Genomic DNA, 20,895 nt, shown 5'->3' on the forward strand with positions numbered 1-20,895 from the left:
TATCCAAATCGTCACAGTTGTTACAACTCTCTCTTCAGTAATATTGATTGAAGCTTTCACATCGCTCTCTTCTCAAAGTTCTAAAAAACAGCTTAACTCTATTCTTCTTGAAGAAACTAAAGTTACATATCTTGTTGGCAAACTGGGAGAAATTGACCATATCAAGGAAGATTTTTTGTTATCCACTAACGACTCAGACGACTCTACGCGTGAGTTTATTTTGCGTTTACAGGAACATTTATTGAGCCTTTCTTATGAATTCGAGATTGGTTGGATGAGGCGAACTGATGATGCTTTACCTCCCCTTATCACCAAAGAATTTGATTCAGCTCAAATGCGTATTTTACGTGCACAACGTGTTGTTTCTACGCTTCTTAAGAATAGTACGCTGACCAGAGATGATGCACTTGATGTTTTACGTGGATACCCATTAAAGGATCTTCGTCTCGCTCACGACAATCTTTTAGCCTCCAACAATGATCTCAATTTACTGAGTCAGGATCTGGAGCGAGAGATTAGGCGCACTGAGTTAAACTACGAAATACTACTCATTATTACCGTCATTATTGCATCTTGTGTGGCAATGTTGTCATCTTATCTTGTGTATAAGCGTAAAATCGTAAAGCCTTTGGAGTCAATTTTTTCGATCACTTCAGCAGTTCCTATTCTGAATACAGCAGGTGATACCTCTGAGGGTCTTGCTGATCTTCAAGTTGTGGAGAAGGAACTTCAATCTTCTGACAATGGAGTCCTTGAAATCAGGATGTTGCGTCAGATGGTGTCTGGCCTTCTGAACCGTCTGGTTCTTTCCTGTATGGCGCTGAATGATCTCTCGATGACCGATCCGTTATGTCAGATTGGTAATCGTAGGTCTCTGGATATTTATGGGGCAAAGGCCTGGAAGCAGGCAGTGCGAACAGTTAGCCCAATAGCTATCTTGATGATTGATGTTGACCATTTTAAACAGTTCAATGATGTTTATGGTCATACGACCGGCGACCAGGTTTTGGTCTCTATAGCTAGTTGTATTGCTAAAGCATTACGACGGCCCTTGGATGATTGCTTTCGCTATGGAGGGGAAGAGTTTTTGATCCTCATGTATGACGTTTCTGCTGAAAATTTTGATCACTTTTGTCATGAGCTTCGTGCTTCTGTTGAAAATCTTTCGATTGAGCATCTAGGTGCAGAGGCTGGTCGAATCACAATCAGCTGCGGTGGTTGTTATGTCTTCAACCCTTGCTCTTTATCACTTGATGATGCGATTCAACGCGCTGATCAAGAGCTTTATCGCTCTAAAAGGCAGGGCCGCAATCAGGTTTCCATCTATTCGCTTGAGCGACCTTGGTTCGTGAAACCACCAAACAATTCAGTTAATATCTGATCTTCGTTTTCTCTCTCTTTTGCCCAGTCAAGATTCGGAACTCCTCTTTTCCTTTCTATGCCGCACTTATTTGTTAGCTAATTGTGGTTATTTTTGGCGGCGGTGTGTTGTCGATCCCTTCTAGTTCTCTAGGTTACTTTTCTGGATGGAGAGCTCACACTGGATTTTGAGCTATCAAGTGTACAAGGGCCTTCGTCTGATTCGGGTCGATTCATCAGCCAGGTGCTCCAAATAGCTGCTCACTATCAAGAATGACTCGCTCGCAGATGCCGATTCATTAGCGGCTCAGGGAAAAGCAAGCCGGTACACTCTCTCATCTGAGAAATCGACAAATGCGATGCCTGCAACTCAGTGACGAATGTAAGACTATCGGCTTATGGCGACTGCCTTACTTAAGAGTGTGGCCTCAGCCTGAACTACTTACTGATGCTGGTTGCATCGGTTTCTTCTGAGGTTCAAGCCTAACGGATGCAATGGCATTGCGCTTTATCTCGAGTGATACAGCACGCTTTTTCATTAAAACCCTGTTAGGACATTTCTCTGTTTGTTGCTCATCACATCGTTGTTGAGTCTACTGACAACGAATGGTGAATTAAAATCCTTAACTTTACAAGATTTAGTTACTAGTAATCATAATTATATCAATGCAGTCGCCTCTAGCAGACATCTGTGGATTTTCAAATTGTTTAATCTCAATATCTTTTATGCGCAAAAATGGAAACACCTAAGTGATCAGATAAGCCAACTATTTTAACCTGAATTTATGGCGAGTGCTTTGTTTTTAGGACCATTTCATCGTCGAGGAGGGATTCTCCTCGAAATAGTGTCTGTAAAGTGCTGCAAAGTTACCGCGAGTCTGGAAGCCGTAATGTTCTCTTATTCGTTCAACAGTGTTTGCGGACAGTTAATTGCGGATTATTGAATTTCCTAGTGCCTTACGGACGTGCTCTAGACGTATGTATCGCAAAATTTCCATCGGACCAATGCCCATAGTTTCTTTGCATCCTCGGGAGAGAGCTGAGCGGGTGGTGTGAAGCTGTTCGATTGCAACCTCCAGCGATAGGGGTACATCAACGTTGTCATAACCCCAAGCAACTAGATCTTTACATAACACATGGCGTTGCGTCTCTTTTAAAGGGATGTTCTTTATTAGTTGAGAGCTATCAAGGCATTGGGCCAAGCTTTCCATGGCATTCTTACTGTAATTCTCTACTTTCGTAGCCTCATTGCCACTCAGCCTCAGAGCGGACTTTACTATTGATCGAAATTGATTTAATGTTTGAACGGACGGAAGTATTGCATTGGATTGATTTGCTATTCCTTCAAAACTTGAAGAGCATTTGTTTGTATAGTGAGTGATATTCTCTCTTTTGCCGCTAAAATTAAGTATTCGACTATTTGCTGGCAAATGGAAAAGCCGGAAGTTTGTTTTATTTGTAAACCCACCGAGAACCTGTGTTGCAACATGGGATAAATCGTTGCTGAAGTTGCGTAAATTATTGACGGGCCCTGTTATGCTGGCATCAGTGCAACTAAAATTAATTACCCCATCTTTTTTGTCGCCGCAAAAAATATTGAGCGGTTTGCGCTGATGCTGAAAAAGACATTATCTTGATCTATTAAGGCTGTCAGACTGCACTCCATCGCTCCGGGTTGAGTTTTAACTGCAAATACTGGATTGCGAAATAGTATTGATAAGGAATTTGCAACATCGACTGCTGTTGAAAACTGAAACTGCAAATAGTTTTTCGAACCACTCAATGTTGTAATTGTTCTTACATTGTGCATTCACATATTACACAAGGGCTTGTTCAGCAATTGTCCCTGTTTTTTGGTGCAACTGAGACCAATCGTGTACAACTCAGCTCAGGCTGCTTGTTGAGGGCCTGCACAGGTCGGTGATAGATGGATTCTGATCTTCTTTGAGCAACTTGCTGAAAATCTCGCAATCATGGGCTCAACAATCAACTGAATACATGCGCGCGTTTGTTCTCAGCTGTGCTCTTCTGTGTGGTGGTGGTGTTCAGGGCTTAATTGTTCCAGCCTCTCTGGCCCATTCCGGCCATGGCGATGAGTTCGTCCAGAACGGTGAGGTCGATCAGGTGAAGGCTTCGCCTGAGCAGGATCAGCTCCTGGGCATCACCACCGCTGCACCTCAGAGCGGACCCGATGGGCAGTTGACGCTACCGAGCGTCGCCATCGTTGATGCAGAGGGGAAATCACTGGTGTTCGTGCGCAGCGGTAACACCTACGACCCGGTGTTCGTCCGTCTCGGGACTGCAACGAACGACCGCACGGTTGTTCTGGAGGGTGTTAGCGCCGATGAACAGGTGGTGGTCTCAGGAGCTCTTTCGCTTTACGCGGAGTCGCAGAAGAATGATCGTGTTCTGATTGAGACCAGCGCAACAAGCACCGCCGGCGACGAGTCGGGGCAGGCTGACGTTGAGCCTGCACAAAACAGCGCCCCTACATGGCTGCTCCCCGGAGGCATCGGAGTTGTTCTGCTGGTGATCCTCGGTGTGGTGTTGGGCATTCGCAGCCGTGGACCTGGATCGAAGCAAGGATGATCTGACGGATCGATGTTGAACACACTGCTCAACGCCATCCTGCGCGGTTCGATTGCACGCCGATGGCTCGTTGTTCTCTGTTCGCTGCTGATCAGCGTTTGGGGAGTGCTGAACCTTGTTCAGATGCCCATGGATGTGTTTCCCCCCTTTGCGCCGCCGCAGGTAGAAATACAAACGTCCGCTCCTGGTCTGGCACCGGAACAGGTTGAGCGGCAGATCAGTGCGCCCATTGAGGCGGCTGTGAATGGGCTGCCAGGCGTGGATGTGGTGCGCTCCGCATCCAAGCCTGGGCTCTCGATGGTGCAGGTGGTGTTCCGCGATGCATCGCAGTTGCAGAGCGCTCGCCAGTTGGTGTCTGAACGCCTGCAGCAGCTCCGCACTCAATTGCCGGCGTCGGCCGATTCCCCGGAAATCTCCCCACCTCTTTCGCCCCTCGGCACCGTTCTCCAATACGCCTTCACGCTGCCTGAATCGGCAACGGCAGATCAGCAATTCCAGTTGCGCTCGTTGGTTCAAACCACCTATGAGAACGCTTTGCTCGCCATCCCTGGCGTGGCCCAGGTCACGATCTACGGCGGTGACCTGCCGCAGACTCAAGTTCAGCTGAACCTAGGTGCACTTCAGCAGCGCAATCTTTCCCTGTCCGACGTTGTTGAGGCAACCCGTGATGCCCTGTTCAAGGGTCGCGGTGGTGTTCAGATTTCTGGTGGGCAAGAACGTCTGATTCTTCCTCCCACCTTCAGCACCGCCAGGGCTGATCTCGCACAGGCACCCTTGCGTGCAACGACAGGTGAAATCACCGCTTTGGGCGATGTCGCTGAGATCCGCTCTGGAGCATCTTTAACGCGGGGCGAAGCCACATTCAATGCCAAGCCGGCTGTGGTGTTGATGATCAACAAGCAACCGGATGTGGACACCCCGCGGCTAACGAAAGCTGTGGAACAACGGGTTGAGCAACTGAATGCGTCCCTGCCAAAGGATGTGGTGGTGAGCCAAACGTTTCGTCAAGCCCAGTTCATCGAGATTGCCATCCGCAATGTGAGCGAATCACTGCTGCTGGGCGTTGTGATCGTGGCGGCTGTGCTGGTGCTGTTTTTGATGAACTGGCGCACCGCTGTGATCACCCTCAGCGCCATTCCGTTGTCGTTGTTGGTTGGTCTGTTGTTGATGCGGGGGCTTGGGCTTCAGCTCAACACCATGACCCTCGGTGGGTTGGTGGTAGCCATCGGATCGGTGGTCGACGACGCCATCGTCGACATGGAGAACTGCTACCGGGGTCTGCGCCGGAATCGGCAGTTAGCGTCGCCCCAAGACCCCCTGGAGGTGGTGTTCCGCACCTCGGTGGACGTCCGTCAACCTGTGCTGTTTTCCACCCTGATCATCGTTGTGGTGTTCGCTCCGATCTTCACGCTCACGGGCGTGGAAGGGCGCATTTTCATGCCGATGGGCATCGCCTACGTGCTGTCGATTATGGCGTCGACGCTTGTCGCACTCACCCTTTCACCAGCCCTCTGTGCTCTGTTGCTGAGTCGTTCGCCGCTGCCGGCCAACCCCTCTTGGGTTGAGCGCACTGCGGAGCGGCTCTACAAGCCGATTCTCAATCTCGCTCTGACCACTCCGCGTCGCGTCTTGGCTCTTGCCCTGGCAACGGTGATGGCAGCTGTCTTGATTCTTCCAGGTCTTGGACGGGTGTTTTTGCCGGAGTTTCGCGAGCAGTCGCTGGTGAACTCGATGGTTCTTTATCCCGGTGTGTCTCTCGAGATGACGAGCCGCGCCGGCACAGTTCTCTCGCAACGTCTCCAGTCCAGCGATGACGTCGACTGGATCCAGGTGCGCTCCGGGCGTGCTCCAGGGGATGCCGATGGTGCGGGAGTGAATATCGCTCACGTGGATCTGGAATTGAGTGATCAGGCCATGGCTGATCGTTCTGCTGCCATCGCTCGCATTCGTGAGGCCTTTCTCGCTCTACCTGGCGTGGCCCCCAACATTGGTGGATTCATCTCCCATCGGATGGATGAAGTGCTCTCTGGCGTACGCAGTGCGATTGCGATCAAGATTTCGGGCCCTGATCTGAATGAACTCCGCCGCCTTGGTGAGCAGGTTCGTGATGTGGTGGGTGAGGTTCCAGGCGTGGTGGATCTTCAGCTCGAACCTCTGCTGCCGGTGCCCCAGATCCAGCTGACCATTGATCGTGAGCGGGCGCTACGGGAAGGGGTCAGTGTTGCAACGCTTGCGGAAGCCACGGACGTCGCCCTGCACGGTGCACTCATCAGCCCTGCTGAGCCAGCCAGTGGCCGCCATCCCTTGGTCGTGACTCTGCGACCTGAGGAACGCAGTGATCTGGACGTGTTGAGTCGGGTACCGATTCGAACCGCCTCTGGAGTGCTCAAACCGCTTGGCGACTTTGTGTTGGTGAAGTCAACTCGTGGCCCGAATGAGATCAACCGTGAGGATGTGTCTCGTCGAATCGTGGTATCAGCCAACGTTGCCAGCCGCCCCTTGGGGCCGGTGGTGAATGACATTCGCAGCCAGGTGGCACAGTCCGTCCGGCTGCCTGTTGGTTACAGCATTCGCTATGGAGGCCAATTCGAATCAGAGCAACGCGCAACCCGTGCCTTGGTTCTCTACAGCCTCTTAGCTGCTGTGGTGATCGCTTGTTTGATGCTGGTTGCGGTGCGCTCTTGGCCAGCCACAGTGGCGATCCTGATCAATTTGCCCCTGGCCCTGGTGGGTGGTCTGGTCGCCGTTCTGATCAGTGGCGGAGTGCTGTCGGTGGCCTCGCTGATTGGTTTCATCACGTTGTTCGGCGTGGCCGTTCGCAATGGCCTTTTGCTGGTGGACAACTTCAATCGGCGCCATCAAAGCGGTGAGCCACCAATGGAGTTGATCCGCAACGGCAGCCTGGAGAGGCTGAACGCCATTTTGATGACGGCACTGACATCTTCCCTGGGCATGTTGCCGCTGGCCCTTGCGTTTGGCGCAGGCAATGAAATCCTTCAGCCCCTCTCCATCGTTGTGCTCGGAGGGCTGATCACCTCCACCTTGCTCACACTGGTGGTGATTCCGGCCCTGTATGCCCGCTATGGGCGTTGGCTTCTCCCTGCTACTACTCGATGAACCATGGGTGTCTGCAGAATCACATCAGTAAACGGTTGATTTGGGTGGCTGAAGCTGGTGGGAATCCTGCTGATCAGCGCTGGGGTTTCTGGCCTTTGCTGCCTCTTTGTCCACAGTTGCTTTAATCGGTCTGAAGGGCATGTCCCCGAGTTGTCCCTGGTTTTTTGTGCAACTGGGGTCGATGGTGTGCAACTCAGGCATCAATCCACTGAGACGAGCTCAGGTCTTGAACGTCTCCAGCTTGTCTTCGAGGGTCTGACGAAGCCGCTGGCACACCAATGAACAAAGGTTGTCGACCAATGGATCGTCGGCATGAACAATGACCCGTTGGCCTTGGCGCTCGCTTCGCACCAGGTCGGCCTGACTCAGTTGGCTCAGTTGCCTGCTGATGTGTGACTGAGACAAAACGGTCTTCTCTATCAGGGTCTGCACGTCACTGGGTGATGAACGCAGTTCGCAGATCAGTTGAATTGATCTTGATAACAACTTTGTTTCCAGCGATTGAGTTCATGCCCTATGCGAATGATATTGATTGATCTGACTTTGCAATAACTGATCTGAATAGCTGAGCTTCATTTTCCGCATCATTCTTCGCTGATCATTGTCACCAATGGGTCAACAAGGAACGACACGGCTACACAGAGACCTATGAATTTCAAGAAAAATTCATGCAGTTCATGCTTGTAACAACAGATTGGCATTTTGGGCCATCCAAACTGGAGTCGGCAATCGATTAAGGACGATGGATCTGAGATCTATCGATTTGAGGATGATGCATCCGTTTGATCTATTCATTATCAATAGAGAGATTGTCTTCTCCATTTTGCACCCTCTTGATTAAGCAGTTGCGGTTACAAGCTGTGAGCATTGCACAGGGATGAAACCTTTATTTTGTAGCATGTAAACGCCTCTTAAATGACTGCCCTAAAGTGGTTGACAATTGCGTTTCGATTCATCCCTACTTTGTGATCAAGCCTGGCTGCTCCGACCAATTCCGCGAAGTTTGCAAGAAGTTCATTTCCAAAACATCCAGCGAGCAAGGTTGCTTGTATTACGGCTTTTCCTTTGCGGGCCATCAGGCCTTCTGCCGTGAGGGCTATGTGGATGCTGATGCGGCACTGCTCCATTTGGATAATGTAGGTGTTGTAATTCAGGAAGCGCTTCAGTACGCTGAAATTGAGCGCTTGGAAATCCATGGGAATGCAGATCAGCTTGATATTCTTAAAGAGAAAGTCGCTGCATTGAACCCAGTTCTATTCACTCTGGAACAGGGATTCCGCCACTGAACATTTCTTGGACAGCTCAGCGTTGCCAGCTGTGGTCTTCACGCCTGGCATCATTCATTCCAACCGCAAGCACAACGTCCTGGTCACGAGGCGTGTTGAGTGTGTCTGAATCAAGGTTGTTGTCGATGTTTGCGCCATCACTACAGTTCTCATCCTCCAAGATCTGAGACGTCCACGACTTCGTTTGGCAAATCCAGACTTCAATTCAGGATCTCAGTATTCTCTGCTTCGGCCAGAAGCCATGGGAAAGTGTCAACGATTTCCTTTGATCGTTTTCGCCGAACTGGAATCAGACACTAATTGTTTGCAGCTCAATACTACCGTGACAACCAAGCCAACACCGAGAGCGACAGTGGCGATCTCAAACAAATTCGTATAAGTGGCTCCACGCTTGAGAAAAGCCGACATTCCAAGACTTCCCACACTCAACCCAAACGCAAAGATCAGACTCAGGTTGCCCCATACCCTGGGATGTTGTTCAGGGCCAACGCATTCCATCGTCCGCTGAGAGGTTGCTGATACCATCCCAAGAACAAAGAAGCCTGAGAGGCCAGCCGCAACAGCCATTAACACAATCTGTTTGGTGATTAAGACAAGGATCAGACTCGCGATACCGCTTGAAAACATGGTCAGTAATGTGGCGCGACTTCCGAATTGCGTGACCAGTAATCCACTGCTTCCTGCACCAACTGCGAATCCCAATCCAAGAAAACTGAAGATCTGACTCGCTTCTGCAATGGCAACCCCTAAATCACGATGCAAATAATCGGTCATGAACAAGGTTGGTGGCTGCATACCGATCGCCCCACAGGCATAGGCAACGCCAAGACCCATCAGCACTTTGTTCTGGTTTCCCGTGAAACGTGCGGACTGAGGCGGCGCTGGGAGCGGTTGTTCCGATGCCCGTGACGTGAGTGGCCAGACAGCGAGAGAGGCAACGGCGATCAGGAGTGCTTCATAGAACCAGCCAATTTGTACGTCTTTTGTTAGAACAAAGGGAAGCGTTAATGAAACGAAGAGAGTGAACAGACCAGCTCCAGAGAAGGCCAACCCAGCCCCAATTTTCTGGAGTTTTTCCGGCAATTGAGACGCTAAAACTGAAGGTGTTAAAACCACCAGAGGTGCGGCCGATAATCCAGCGATAAATCTTGCTGCAACAAGCCATGAAAATCCAAAATTGAAGGACGACATCAAGACACCCAACAAAGCGAATACAAGCCCCATTCTCATCACTGATTGAATACCACAGCGTCGCGGGAAAAAGATTGCGATCAAACAACTAACGACGTAACCCGTACAGTTGGCTCCTCCAAGAAAGCCAGCCTGGGGCACATCGACCCAACCATCCCTGATCAGTGCGGGTACAAGAGGCGTGTAGGCAAATCTAGACATCCCAAGTGCAACACCAATTGCACAAATACCTGCCAGTATTGATCTGAACGGACTTAATCTTGTCTGATGCATAGGTTGTTGATCAAACGCCTTGCTTGAATACAAATCTCATCGAGTTATGCATGACTCGCCTTCCAACTGATCAATTACAGTTCTCAACCCTCTTTTAACACTGAAGCACGTCTTGCGCTCTTTCCATTTTGAACAGAGTTCGATTCCATGATCAATCAACTGTGAGACGGCTGCCTCTGCAGTTCCCATCAAGTTCGCCCCCTCAGGCCTTCCTTTCATCGTTTGTGCTTCATCGTTTTTGCGCCTTCGTGCATGGGTTCATCGCTGCCGACGTACTTGCTGCACTGTCTTGATAGCAATGCAATCAGGAAGACGGCTGCAGAGCAGTGCTGTCGAACTGATGCTGATCTATAGCTGAATCCAGTTATGGCAGGAGATCTGAGTACAACTGAGGTCGTCTCGCGAGACGACCAGACCTGGCCATGGTGGCCACTGCTGCCACCAAGCTCCAAGTTTTCGAAACTAGTTTGAGGGGCTTGTCCACCAGTTGTCTCTGGAATTTTGTCCAACTGGGCAGGATTGATTTCAACTCCCCAGTGGTTCGACCTCGCTTTGAATCCTGCTTCACAGGAGATGGACAGAGAGAACTTGCGCATATGTCCCTAACCAAGGAACTTCTCCCCAATGAAAGTTGGTGTGGTCATCACACCGCGAAAGTGCCATTCGGCGCAGTTGAGACGAGCAGGGATGGGCCTGGCTGATCGACATCAGATCGTCTACCTCTGACACCTAGCGGAAAGCCAGGGCTATGTCCGGCGCCGAAACTGCGGTAGCAAAGCTGCCGAAGACGACTCACAGAACCAAAGTGGAGACGATCACTGAGGCATAGAGGGATCAATCCCCAACCAGACCATGCAATTTGGCGAAAGGATCCCAGCTTGGATCGCGGTGCCACTCATATTCAGCGAAAGTCGCAACCTGATCTGCCAACTTGGGGCTGATCAATTGGGCAATCACCGCCAAGGACATGTCGATCCCTGCCGAGACTCCCGACGAGCTGAAGAATTTTCCATCTTCCACCCAACGCGCTTGTTTCTCCCACTGCACCAAGGAGCTCTGGGACGTCACCCAATCGAAGGCCATTTTGTTGGTGGTGGCATGTACCCCATCCAGCACGCCTGCTTTGGCCAGTAGGGCACTGCCGGTGCAGACGGAGGTCACGAGAGTGGCTCGCTGCGACTGATCCTTCAACCAATCCAACAGCACCTGATTGCCAACCTCATGCCGTGTACCTGGACCGCCCGGAACCAGCAGTAGATCGAACCCTTTTGCATCGCAAAAGGAACAATCCACGATGCTCTTCGGCCCCTGGCGGCTGGCGATCACGCCGCCATGCTCACAGACCAGGCGGATGTCGAAATGGTCTGCTGCAATTCCATACATTTCCAGTGGACCAAAGACATCAAGAAGTTCAAAACCTTCAAAGAGAAGAACTCCGATGCTTCGTTTGTTGGACATTGGCTAGTCCTCACGAGTGGATGACGCCTACAGCTGGTGCCAGCGGCCGTTGCCAAGGCTGCTGGCTTGGAGATCAGAGCCGCGTACCGCTGCGAGTAGCACTGGCGGGTTCGCTGATCGGCACTCCTGGCCTCCAGTGCTGCACAGAGAACGTTTGATTTGGGGCGGGGATGCCGCTTGATGGTGGCTTGATCAGACTGCGCCAACCGCTGGTCCACTTGATCATCACGCTGCCATTGTCACGCAGCGACCAGGAGCCATCTGCCACTTGATCGATGTTGTTAAAAGCCATTCCCGAGGAGGTGAGCACCGCGAGATAGGGGGGTTTCTCGGGCTGGGTTGGCTGCAGTTTGTACGCACCCACCCAAGCCGAGATCGGACGAGTGAGTTGCACCGCCTTGCCGTGATTACTGGGGCCTCCATTCAGTGAGGCACCTGGTTTCCACGACCACTGGACCAGACCGGCCGGGCCGAGTTGAATCGTGTCGGTCCAACCGTCACGATAGGTCGAGCGGATGCCATTACCCCAGGCCTGCCAGCTGCCGGTCTCCAACAGCTGATTACGCGTCATGCGTTGCGGCTCTCCAAGATCGGGATGACGTTTGCCGATCACTGTGAGCGAAGAGCCATCGGCTCGCAGGATCAGATTGAACGGCACATTGTCATTGTCGGTAAGCACCCAGGTACCCAGCATGCGTTTGGCATCGGGCTGAGGAAAACCAGCCCCGAGAAGCGCGCCACACAGGAAGAGTGCAGCAGGGGCTTTTAACCAGAAGAGGCCCATCTCAATTCGGTTGATTCCCTTGGTTTAGCAACAGTGCACACAAGCCACCGCAGGCTCAGGAAACACAGGCAAGGCAAGTGAGTGGTTCTACTCAAGTGCTTCAAATGGTTATCAACAGCACGATCAGACTGGAACAGCGAAGAGCACATTGAGAGTGCTGGGGCCTCAATCGGTGATCATCACCATGTTGACGCCGGCATTGAAAACAGACACCGAAATGCTGCTGTTATGGACTCGCTGACTGCCTTTGCTGCCATTGGATTGACAGCTGTGGCTTGGGATGGCTCGCTCACTCCAGCGGGGGGACGGGCCTTCCGCCATGCGCTCGATTACCGCGAGCCCTACTGCAACATGCGTGAGCAATCCATGGTTGATCTCATCGACTGCCTCCTGACACGTCGCCGTGAAATCGGTAACAACGCGCTCATGCTTGAAGCGGCTCAGGCGCTGAGCAGCAGCCAATCACTCACCGCTTACGCCATGGCATCAGAGTTGATGCGATCTGACGGACCTTACGAGCCCGAGGAGCGCCGACATCTGGATCATCTGGCTCTGATTCTCTCGATTGCCAAACCAGAATCCGATCGTATCGATTCGGTGTTTGATGTCTTGCACAATCAACTGAAGCTCTGGTCTAAGCAGCAAGCACAACCAGCCTGAAGATCCTGAATCTTCAGGACGATGACGTCAACGACAACGCCTCGATAAGGGTGCAAGAGGTGATATCGACAGAACCGAGGATCAAGCGTGGGAGCAGATCGCGATCCAGCTAATCAATGCTGGCCTTGTTTGCCGCTGCTGCCACCTAGCTCCCAGTTTTCGAATCTTGTTTGAGGGGCTTGTCCCCCATATGTCTCTGGAATTTTGTGCAACTGGGCTGGATTGAGCTCAATTCCCCAGTGGTTCGACCTCGCTTTGAATCCTGCATCACAGGAGATGGACAGAAAGAACTTGCGCATATGTCCCTAACCAAGGACCTTCTCACCGATGAAACTTGGTGTGGTCATCACACCGCGAAAGTGCCATTCGGCGCAGTTGAGACGAGCAGGGATGGTCGTGTGAATCCAGCCAAAGCCGCTGAGATGCGGCAGTTGGCGGAGGCATGATCTAACAAAGCTGCGGCCACCCGCCGGACTGTCGGATGATCGAAGCGCATGGGGAGCTCCTGCTGTGGCATCGACCAACCGCACCTTGCTGAAGCGACTGGCCGTAGATCTGGCTGAGCTCTGCAGTGATCCGGAGAACCTCGACTTTGCCTTCGACCTGCTCAATGCCACCTACGGAACGGAGGTGGCGCAGGTGGCCCGCATCCGCCTCAAGACCGACCCGGCCATCCGTCCGCTGGTGCAGGAGCGCTACTGGGGGAACTGGCCGGCCCTACCTGAGCTGGTGGCCTTGCCGGCGGGATCGCTGGGCCATGTCTACGGCCTGTTTATGTCATCGCAAGGTCTGAGTGAACTGCCCGCTCCCGTGCTGCCGGATGGGGTCGAAGGCGACGACGCCTACTTGCAGATGCGCATCCGCCACACTCACGATCTCTGGCATGTGATCGCCGGATTGCCGATCACCATGGCCGGCGAAGCTGCCGCCAACGGTCTCACCACCGAACAGCTGCGCTGGCCAGGCAGTGCACTCCTGATCGCTGCCGACCTGGTCCATCGAGTCAGCGACGCAGACTCCGATGACACGGACACAAATGCAAGCGAGGGTGCAGGAGTTGACGTAGGTGTGGCGATTGCCTACGGCCTCAATCTTGGTGCCAAGGCTCGCCCCCTGCTCGCCCAGCGCTGGGAGGAGGGCTGGGAAACCCCTCTCGATGTGTGGCGCGAGAGGCTCGGCATCTGCTCGCTGCTTCAGACCAGCCCGTTTCCGCGGCTGCCCGGGGAGGCGGCAGACGGTTGAAGTTGTCATGACCATTGCCGACTTGACGAGATCAGCGATGGCCTTGGTTTCCGCTGATGCTTCTAGCAAGCGACTAACTGAGGTGAGTTTGAGAACTGGTAACTAAGTTCCCCAGAGTTGTCTGTGCAATTGGACGTGATCAAAGGCAACTCGGGACCATACTGAAGGCCATACTCAAAAATGAACCATTTAAAACCTATTCGCGATAGATGTATGAACGAACCTCTTGCGCGGTCTTGTGTATGACTGCTGCCTGATCATGTACGCAGTCTATGGCTACATCCTGGGCAAGCAAAAATCGACAGTCAGTACACCGTTCATGCCGTCTTCAATTAATGGCATCATCATTGGTGATAAGTCAAGGTGAGGCTTTGAAGTGTCATATGCAATGCGATAATTTTTGTTTTCAAAGACAATAAACAAACAGTGATTGTAACCCCTGGCCAAAAATGTCGCATCAGGCGAAATGCCGAAGGCATCCACAATTTCCTGCGGGAAGTTAAACATTTCCAAGGGGCCGGCGTGTGCCAATTCAATCCCTGGGATTCTGGTTTTGAATGACTTAACCTGCTTGTCCACATCTGTAATTGCTATTGGACTCACGTCTTTCTTGATTTTCCAAAGCCCAATGTGAATAATTTTGGGTGATGACATCATCGAATCATTTGTTCTGTTCTGCATAGACATTCCTCTGGCTCCCCGTGGAGAATGCCTCTGGAACAAAGAGGCTGTTCTTGTAACTCTATGTGCTCTTTGTATGTCAAAGTGCCATTTTTTAAGACCATCATTAGCTGACCTCAGACAGGTCTTGTGCCTTGAGTGGCTGCTGCTGACAGTCTGGATTCTCTAATTGCGGGGGTTGAGTGAAGCGTCCCCCCTTTTTCTTCCGCTTGGCTTGATTCTGTGAAAGTGAGCCTTTTGAAGCAACTGACTTGTTTATGACGCAATTGCTTTCTTGGGTGGAGTAAGCGTTGGCCATCGTTTATGGAAGGTGTGCCCCAGCGTTGAGTCTTCACTTCAGCCTGGCGTTGGTGGCGTTTGTTCTGTTGGTGAGTTGGCGGCAACCGGCGTGGCGTGTGGTGCTGTTTTTTGCGCCGGAGTGGGTGGTTTGACCCTGGCCTGATCCATTCCTCTGCAGAATCACTGCATTGACGGGGAGCATGGTGGCTGGAGCTGGTGTGAATCCTCCTGATCAGCGTTGGGGTTGGTGGCCGCTGCTGCCGCTGTATCCCTATGGCAAGCGCGCCACCCACGTTGAAGAGCTGATCCCCGGCCAGGTGTGGAGCTTTGAGCAGCTCCAGGGCATCTATTACGTGGCGGTGCCGATCCGGCTCACCGTGGTGAAGGTGCCCGGCGGCTTGATGCTGGTGAATCCGCTGCCACCCACGGCCGAATTACTCGCAGGCCTGGCAGCACTGGAAGCTGAGCATGGGCCCGTCTGCACGATCGTGTTGCCCACCGCATCTGGCCTGGAGCACAAGCTGCCGCTCGGCCCCCTCGCTCGCGCCTTCCCTAAGGCTGACGTGTGGGTCTGCCCAGGCCAGTGGAGTTTTCCAGTGCAACTTCCTCTGAGCTGGCTCGGTGTACCGGCAGCACGCACCAAAGTTTTGCTCAGGGATGGCGTGCCCCATCCCGAGGTATGCCAATGGATTTCGCTTGGTCCACTCGATCTCGGTGTAGGCCGGTTTCAAGAGATCAGCTGCCTGCATCAACCCAGTGGCTCCCTGTTGATTACCGATGCCCTGGTGGGCATTCACTCCACACCACCCGCGATCTTTGATCGCGATCCCACGCCTGTGCTGTTTCATGCGCGCGAGCGTGGTGATCAACCCCTCACTGATTCGCCTGAGGCCCGCCGGCGTGGCTGGGCCCGATTGGTGCTCTTCGCCTCGTATCTCAGGCCCCATTGCTTGCGCGTGCCACCCATGGCAGAGCTGCTGCGCCATGCCTTCCGGCCTGGCTTGCGGACTTGGACAGCCCATTTCGGGCTGTACCCCTTTGATTGGCAAGAGGGGTGGCGTGACGATGCTGCGGCCTTAATGGGGGATGAAGCAGCCAAGCTGCAGGTGGCCCCGGTGCTGGAACGACTGGTGTTACCGCGAGCCCAAGAAGCGATCACCGCCTGGCTTCAACAACTGGAATCCAAATCGGATCTGCGCTGGTTGATCCCCGCCCATTACAGCGCGCCTCTGCCATTCACCACTCAGGATGCATCGACGTTGCGATCGGAATTGAAACAGAAAACATGGGCACCTAACGAAGGGAATTGGGCTTTCCTCGGTGGCATCGACGAGCAACTTTTAAAGATTGGATTTGTCCCTGACGACCCATTAAAAAACGACTGATCTTCCAACAAATCGGTCAATCAATGCAAGCAATGAAAAAGATTCAAAACAGACTGATTGCAGCAATTAGTCAGAACAAAATGGACTCAGAGATTTAAATCATTGTCTGGGTTCACAGCCATTTCATCATCAGCGAAAAGCGCTTCTTCAAGCTCCTTGCGCTGCTCCATCTGACGCAGGAAATACCCAGTCATCATCGCGGAGGCCAACATATTGGCCAAATTGTCGCGATTAGAGGTGACTTTCACCTCAAACTGCTCGCCAGGAAGCATGCCCAGCAATCCTTGAACGTTGTGGCGAATGATGTCTTGAATATCGTTACTGGCTGAACGAGCCACCCGCTGCAGCACGTCTGGCGATTGGTCCTGGAGATATTGGATCAAGCTGTTAACGGGCTGGCCGTCCTGGCTGTCCGTGGTTAGGAACTCTGGATTGAACACCCTGCCCACCGTTCGTCAGTCATGTGACCCTATCGCAGCTGCGATCTGCGGCACCTCAGAATCTTGGTGTAAGAACCGAATCGGACCGAACCGGTTCAAGGGCCAGTAGCGCCAGACCGCGGTGCCAATCACCTGTTCATCGGGCAGAGCACCCCAGACATGGGAATCGAGACTGGCATTGCGGTTGTCGCCCAACACCCAGTACTGCCCTTGGGGAACGGTGAGTGGGCCCTGGTCGTAATCCATCGCCGCAGGCATCCAACCCTCTGGCACCGGACTGCTGTTGCGCAGCAACTGGCCGCCGCGCACTTCAATCGTGTCTCCAGGACGACCCACAACGCGCTTGATCAAGGCGGCGTTGGCGTCATAGCCAGCCTCAACGAGCTGGGGTGGAACGGCAAACACCACGATTTGATCCAAGCCGATCGGCCTATGGCGTTGGCGGTTCAGTTTGGGAGTGATTTTCTCCACCAGAATTCGGTCCTGCAGCTGCAAGGTGGGCAGCATCGACCCCGAAGGAATCCAGCGGGGCTCGATCACCTGCCATCGCAGAAAAAGGGCCAACAACACCCACAACAGCAGACCTTTCCAACTGTTGCGCTTGGGTTCTGAGTTGGGAGTGGTTGCCATGGCAGGTTCTGCGTTAGCCGAGGATCGCATTAGCCATCGCCTCTTCCCTGACGCAGGCCCTCGCCAATCTGCAGGCTGCTGTCCTGTTGCTTCAGACCCTCCAGCAACAGGGTCTGCGCCATGTGGTGCTGTGTCCTGGGAGTCGATCCGGCCCATTAGCCCTTGCCGCAGCAGGCTTAATGCGCGCTGGGCTGATCACGCTCAACACAGCAATCGATGAACGATCTGCTGGGTTTTATGCCCTGGGTCGATCCAGCGCCTCTGGGATTGCCACGGCCGTGATCACCACCTCCGGAACGGCGGTGGCCAACCTGTTGCCCGCCGCCGTAGAGGCGGATCGCTCAAGCCAGCCACTGCTGCTGATCAGCGCGGATCGCCCCCTAAGGCTCAAAAACAAAGGGGCGAATCAAACCGTGAATCAGGAATCCTTCCTGACCTCGGTGTGCCGCTGGTACGGATCAGGGCCCTTGGATGGCCTTAGCGCAGGGCTGGATCATGAGCTGCAAGCCCTTGCTGAGAACGCCTGGAGGCATCTGCATCAGCCGCCCGGACCTGTCCATCTCAATCTCCCCTTTGAGGAACCCCTGCACCCTGATCTGGATCAGCAGAACGCGTTTTGGAGGCAATGGAACAGTGCAAAGTCCGTGGCCATCACCCACAACCAAGAGCTGTGGAAGCCCGCCAGTCAGTTCGCGGCACCAGCCCTCGACCCCGATCAACCCGGTGTCATCGTTGCCGGACCCTGGCGAGGCCTGAGCGGCACGCTTGAGGCCTATCAAGCCGCCTTAATCGCCTGGCAGGAGCGCTGTGGCTGGCCCGTGCTCGCCGATCCCCTCGCGGCGGTTCCGAGCCAGTTAGGAGGCGTCATTCGCTCTTGGGATCTGCTGCTTCCCAACGGCTTGAGCCAGCTGCCAGCAAACGCCCAGGTGCTTCGGCTGGGCTCGATGCCTGCCAGTCGTCGCCTCGAGGCCTGGCTTGCCGACCAACAGGGCCCCCAACTCCTGATCACAGAAGGAGATCCCCGCCCGCTCGATCCCCTTGATATCGCCGAGCAATGGAGCGGCGGCCTGGCGCAATGGTGGAAGCAGGTCAAGCCCAAGCTGCGGGCTGTTAACGCAACAAATCAGAATGTTGAAGCTCATGGAGGGGCGCTCCTGGAGGCCTGGAGCAAGGCAGATCGTGATCTGCAACAACACCTCTTTGAGCTTCTGCCAACGCGGGGAGCCGCCAACGAACCCGCGTTGATGCTCTCCTTAGGGCAACTGTTGCCAGCAGAGCTGCCCGTGATGCTGGCAGCAAGCAGCCCGGTGCGCGATTGGCAAGCCTTTGCCGCAAGCGATATCGGCCGGAGACGCTGTTTCAGCTTTCGGGGAGCCTCAGGCATTGATGGCACCCTCTCCCTGGCCCTGGGCATCGCGGCCGAGCTCGGTCCAACGATGCTGATCACAGGTGACTTAGCGCTTTTGCATGGCAGCAACGGCTGGCTCCTGGCCAGCGCTGACCAGCTGCCCTTATTGGTGCTGTTGATCGACAACGCCGGAGGCGGCATTTTTGAACAGCTGCCGATCAAAACGTCCCCCAGCGATGGCTTTAACCAGCTGTTTGCGATGCCCCAACAGGTGGACCCACTGGCTCTCGCCGCAGCCCATTCCATCCCCGTGCGTCAGCTCGCCTGCCTCGACGATCTCCCCACCGCTTTGGAATGGGGGTTGGGCCGTGCTGGACCAGCGCTCCTGCGGGTCTGCACCGATCGCAGCAACGATGCCCAGCTTCGCCGGAATCTGCGTAAGGCGTTACAACTGAGCAAAAGCCTTTCCTGATCGCCATGCCAGAGCCCGTCATCCGACAGGTGCTCCCAGGATCCAGCGGAGTGAACTGGCAGCCATGGGGGAACTACGAGGATGTGCTCCTGGATCGATCTGATGAGGGCATCGCCCGTTTAGCGATCAATCGACCCACCAAGCGCAATGCCTTCCGGCCTCGCACGGTTTCAGAACTTTGTGATGCGTTTGCCCGGATCCGCGATGACAGCCGCATCGGGGTGGTGCTGCTCACCGGTGTAGGTCCTGCTGCCGATGGGGGTTATGCCTTTTGCGCCGGCGGCGATCAAAGCGTGCGCGGAGATGGGGGCTATCTCGACGAAACAGGCCTGCCACGCCTCAACGTGCTCGACCTTCAGCGCATCATTCGCAGCCTGCCCAAGGTGGTGATCGCCCTGGTGGCGGGTTATGCAATCGGTGGCGGTCAGGTCCTGCACCTGCTCTGCGACCTCAGCCTGGCGGCAGAGAACGCTGTCTTTGGTCAAACCGGGCCTCGGGTTGGCAGTTTTGATGGCGGCTTCGGGGCCGGCTACTTGGCCCGCGTGGTGGGGCAACGCAAAGCCAAGGAGATCTGGTTCCTCTGCCGTCAATACGGCGCTGAAGAGGCCCTTCAAATGGGACTCGTCAATGCCGTGGTTCCCCTCGATGCCTTGGAGGCCGAAGGGGTGCGTTGGGCCAGGGAGGTGTTGCAGCACAGTCCCACAGCGATTCGCTGCCTGAAAGCAGCTTTCAATGCAGAAACCGATGGCTTGGCTGGCATCCAGGAATTAGCAGGACAAGCCACCCATCTTTTTTATCGAACCGAGGAGGGCCAAGAGGGCCGCAATGCCTTTCTGGAAAAACGCAATCCTGATTTTTCCGACACGCCATGGCTGCCATAGCCCCTGAAGTCGCTAAAAAATAGGGGCCAGTCTCGCCTCCTCTGATGCGTTGTCCAAAGCAAGCTCCGACATTGGGCCTGCGTACTTCGCTGCTAGCGGCCTCGCTGCTGAGCCTCCTTGGTGGAGTAGGGGTTGGAGGAGCCGGCATTGCAGCGGCGCAAGAGATTGCGGAAGACCGTCAAAGAGAGATCAAGGGCGAGATTTTGGTGGAGGCTCCAGAGGAGGTTCCAAAACGCAAATCCGATCCGATCCCGCCCCTGGCGATCCCATTGAGCGATGCCGCTTCACTAGCCCGTGTTCCGAGCGATGTGATGGAGCGCAAGGGTTTGCAGCTCGTGCTCGACCGCAAGCACCATCAACTCCTGGTTTTGAGAGATGGCCGGATGACACGCCGGTTTCCAGCGGCGGTGGGCACCACAGGTTGGGAGACCCCTGCCGGACGCTTCCGGGTGTTTGAAAAGGTGAAAGAACCGGTGTGGACCCATCCGGTGAGCGGTGATCTTGTGGAGGCTGAAAGCACAAAAAACCCGCTGGGATCACGCTGGATTGGCTTCTATCGCGACTGCAATGGACGCTCGGGATGGGACGGCGAGCAATACCTGGATATCAACGGCTGCACCGTGGCAGGGTTCCACGGCACCCCCTATCGCTGGACGGTTGGCCGGGCCGTTTCCCATGGCTGCGTGCGTCTGTATGAGGAGAACGTTCAGGAGGTGTTCGATCTCGTCAGGGTGGGGACACAGGTGACCGTGATCCCTTGAAAGCGATCACAAGGCGGTTATGCGTCTAAAGTCTCGCGGCTTATCAGGTTTGATCGTCC

Annotated in this window: 21 protein-coding genes; 11 read left to right on the forward strand and 10 right to left on the reverse strand. The window is 54.0% G+C overall.

Translation table 11 applies throughout. The annotated features are described in order from the left end of the window. The first annotated feature begins 43 nt into the window (after positions 1-43). The 3 genes from SIC18_RS09995 to SIC18_RS10005 all read left to right on the forward strand — a co-directional run bounded on the left by SIC18_RS09995 (position 44) and on the right by SIC18_RS10005 (position 7,065). On the forward strand, positions 44-1,381 hold the full coding sequence (locus tag SIC18_RS09995; protein WP_413429513.1) for a GGDEF domain-containing protein: 1,338 nt from the start codon (positions 44-46) through the stop codon (positions 1,379-1,381). A gap of 1,976 nt (positions 1,382-3,357) precedes the next feature. Beyond that, a complete protein-coding gene (locus SIC18_RS10000) occupies positions 3,358-3,948 on the forward strand; it encodes an efflux RND transporter periplasmic adaptor subunit (protein WP_413429514.1) in 591 nt (196 codons plus the stop codon). A gap of 12 nt (positions 3,949-3,960) precedes the next feature. Continuing rightward, positions 3,961-7,065, forward strand: coding sequence for an efflux RND transporter permease subunit (locus tag SIC18_RS10005; RefSeq protein ID WP_413429515.1), 3,105 nt, complete (start codon positions 3,961-3,963; stop codon positions 7,063-7,065). A 219-nt stretch (positions 7,066-7,284) separates the two neighbouring features. On the opposite strand, the gene SIC18_RS10010 is transcribed toward SIC18_RS10005, so the two are convergent. The 4 genes from SIC18_RS10010 to SIC18_RS10025 form a co-directional block, all read right to left on the reverse strand. Continuing rightward, complete coding sequence (locus tag SIC18_RS10010; protein WP_413429516.1) at positions 7,285-7,497, reverse strand: hypothetical protein; 213 nt, start codon at positions 7,495-7,497, stop codon at positions 7,285-7,287. Positions 7,498-7,976: 479 nt separating this feature from the next. Beyond that, entirely contained in the window at positions 7,977-8,261 is a 285-nt protein-coding gene (locus SIC18_RS10015) for a hypothetical protein (protein WP_250395722.1), read from the reverse strand. Between the two features lie 106 nt (positions 8,262-8,367). After that, positions 8,368-8,511: a hypothetical protein gene (locus SIC18_RS10020; protein ID WP_413429518.1), complete on the reverse strand. Its 144-nt coding sequence runs from the start codon at positions 8,509-8,511 to the stop codon at positions 8,368-8,370. 92 nt (positions 8,512-8,603) lie between these two features. After that, on the reverse strand, positions 8,604-9,743 hold the full coding sequence (locus tag SIC18_RS10025) for a YbfB/YjiJ family MFS transporter (RefSeq protein ID WP_413429519.1): 1,140 nt from the start codon (positions 9,741-9,743) through the stop codon (positions 8,604-8,606). A gap of 494 nt (positions 9,744-10,237) precedes the next feature. Here SIC18_RS10025 and SIC18_RS10030 point away from each other — a divergent pair, with 494 nt between their 5' ends. Continuing rightward, complete coding sequence (locus SIC18_RS10030) at positions 10,238-10,516, forward strand: hypothetical protein (RefSeq protein WP_413429520.1); 279 nt, start codon at positions 10,238-10,240, stop codon at positions 10,514-10,516. 133 nt (positions 10,517-10,649) lie between these two features. Here the strand turns inward: SIC18_RS10030 and SIC18_RS10035 are convergent, their stop codons facing one another. Beyond that, the gene (locus SIC18_RS10035) at positions 10,650-11,273 is read right to left on the reverse strand and encodes a DJ-1/PfpI family protein (protein WP_413429521.1); all 624 of its coding nucleotides are present in this window, start codon (positions 11,271-11,273) and stop codon (positions 10,650-10,652) included. Positions 11,274-11,346: 73 nt separating this feature from the next. After that, the gene (locus tag SIC18_RS10040) at positions 11,347-12,057 is read right to left on the reverse strand and encodes a hypothetical protein (RefSeq protein ID WP_413429522.1); all 711 of its coding nucleotides are present in this window, start codon (positions 12,055-12,057) and stop codon (positions 11,347-11,349) included. A gap of 228 nt (positions 12,058-12,285) precedes the next feature. Between SIC18_RS10040 and SIC18_RS10045 the strand changes: the two genes are divergently transcribed. The 3 genes from SIC18_RS10045 to SIC18_RS10055 all read left to right on the forward strand — a co-directional run bounded on the left by SIC18_RS10045 (position 12,286) and on the right by SIC18_RS10055 (position 13,959). Further along, entirely contained in the window at positions 12,286-12,717 is a 432-nt protein-coding gene (locus tag SIC18_RS10045) for a tellurite resistance TerB family protein (RefSeq protein WP_048348159.1), read from the forward strand. Positions 12,718-12,956: 239 nt separating this feature from the next. After that, on the forward strand, positions 12,957-13,163 hold the full coding sequence (locus SIC18_RS10050; RefSeq protein ID WP_413429523.1) for a hypothetical protein: 207 nt from the start codon (positions 12,957-12,959) through the stop codon (positions 13,161-13,163). 238 nt (positions 13,164-13,401) lie between these two features. Next, a complete protein-coding gene (locus tag SIC18_RS10055) occupies positions 13,402-13,959 on the forward strand; it encodes a Coq4 family protein (protein ID WP_413429524.1) in 558 nt (185 codons plus the stop codon). Between the two features lie 276 nt (positions 13,960-14,235). On the opposite strand, the gene SIC18_RS10060 is transcribed toward SIC18_RS10055, so the two are convergent. After that, positions 14,236-14,646, reverse strand: a complete 411-nt coding sequence (locus SIC18_RS10060) for a hypothetical protein (protein ID WP_413429525.1) — start codon at positions 14,644-14,646, stop codon at positions 14,236-14,238. A gap of 100 nt (positions 14,647-14,746) precedes the next feature. After that, positions 14,747-14,938, reverse strand: coding sequence for a hypothetical protein (locus SIC18_RS10065; RefSeq protein ID WP_413429526.1), 192 nt, complete (start codon positions 14,936-14,938; stop codon positions 14,747-14,749). 181 nt (positions 14,939-15,119) lie between these two features. Between SIC18_RS10065 and SIC18_RS10070 the strand changes: the two genes are divergently transcribed. Continuing rightward, positions 15,120-16,304, forward strand: a complete 1,185-nt coding sequence (locus SIC18_RS10070; RefSeq protein ID WP_413430535.1) for a DUF4336 domain-containing protein — start codon at positions 15,120-15,122, stop codon at positions 16,302-16,304. A gap of 86 nt (positions 16,305-16,390) precedes the next feature. Here SIC18_RS10070 and SIC18_RS10075 read toward each other — a convergent pair whose 3' ends face one another. Further along, positions 16,391-16,744 (reverse strand): DUF760 domain-containing protein, encoded by a 354-nt coding sequence (locus tag SIC18_RS10075; RefSeq protein WP_048348161.1) that lies wholly within the window; start codon positions 16,742-16,744, stop codon positions 16,391-16,393. 15 nt (positions 16,745-16,759) lie between these two features. Next, the gene (gene lepB, locus SIC18_RS10080; protein WP_413429527.1) at positions 16,760-17,374 is read right to left on the reverse strand and encodes a signal peptidase I; all 615 of its coding nucleotides are present in this window, start codon (positions 17,372-17,374) and stop codon (positions 16,760-16,762) included. Between the two features lie 86 nt (positions 17,375-17,460). Here lepB and menD point away from each other — a divergent pair, with 86 nt between their 5' ends. The 3 genes from menD to SIC18_RS10095 are packed head-to-tail and all read left to right on the forward strand — an operon-like array spanning position 17,461 to position 20,836. Next, entirely contained in the window at positions 17,461-19,194 is a 1,734-nt protein-coding gene (gene menD, locus SIC18_RS10085; RefSeq protein ID WP_413429528.1) for a 2-succinyl-5-enolpyruvyl-6-hydroxy-3-cyclohexene-1-carboxylic-acid synthase, read from the forward strand. A gap of 5 nt (positions 19,195-19,199) precedes the next feature. Continuing rightward, positions 19,200-20,075 (forward strand): 1,4-dihydroxy-2-naphthoyl-CoA synthase, encoded by an 876-nt coding sequence (menB, locus tag SIC18_RS10090; RefSeq protein ID WP_048346588.1) that lies wholly within the window; start codon positions 19,200-19,202, stop codon positions 20,073-20,075. A 44-nt stretch (positions 20,076-20,119) separates the two neighbouring features. Beyond that, the gene (locus tag SIC18_RS10095; RefSeq protein ID WP_413429530.1) at positions 20,120-20,836 is read left to right on the forward strand and encodes a L,D-transpeptidase; all 717 of its coding nucleotides are present in this window, start codon (positions 20,120-20,122) and stop codon (positions 20,834-20,836) included. Positions 20,837-20,895 lie beyond the last annotated feature (59 nt).

Source organism: Synechococcus sp. Cu2B8-bc1011 (assembly GCF_047302735.1).
Taxonomy (GTDB): domain Bacteria; phylum Cyanobacteriota; class Cyanobacteriia; order PCC-6307; family Cyanobiaceae; genus Synechococcus_C.